This window comes from Salinicola socius (assembly GCF_001937195.1).
Lineage (GTDB): Bacteria > Pseudomonadota > Gammaproteobacteria > Pseudomonadales > Halomonadaceae > Salinicola > Salinicola socius.
Map to the genome: position 1 here is coordinate 1 of NZ_MSDO01000127.1, position 520 is coordinate 520.

The 520-nt window shown below is 66.2% G+C and carries 1 protein-coding gene; it reads right to left on the bottom strand.

Annotated elements, in window-relative coordinates:
• The coding region (locus tag BTW07_RS19190) for a VCBS domain-containing protein (protein WP_167369306.1) at nt 1–520 on the bottom strand (520 nt) is incomplete at both ends.

Below are 520 nucleotides of genomic sequence, written 5' to 3' on the forward strand. Positions count from 1 at the left end.
CATTGAGAGTAGCGTTCTCGCCCGTGATGCCGGTATCGGCGACGGCGACCGGCGCATCGTTGGTGCCGGTCACGGTGATCGTCACCGTCTTCGGTGCACTGACCCCACCGTCATTATCGGTGGCGGTGTAGCTGAAGGTGACGTCGCGACTCTCGCCGGCGGCCAGAGCGTCGAAGTCGGTGCCGGGCGTGAAGCTGTAGGAGCCGTCGGCATTGAACGTCAACGAACCATTGCCGGGACCGACACCGGTGGCGAGGGCGTAACCGGCGATCGTCCCATCGACATCCGATGCCGCCGGGACTTGGCCGGTCAGCACAGTGTTCTCGCCGGTGGTCCGGGTATCGGCGACGGCCACCGGCGCATCGTTGGTGCCGGTCACGGTGATCGTCACCGTCTTGGGCTCGCTGACGCCGCCGTCGTTATCGGTGGCGGTGTAGCTGAAGGTGACGTCGCGACTTTCGCCGGCGGCCAGAGCGTCGAAGTCGGTGCCCGGCGTGAAGCTGTAGGAGCCGTCGGCATT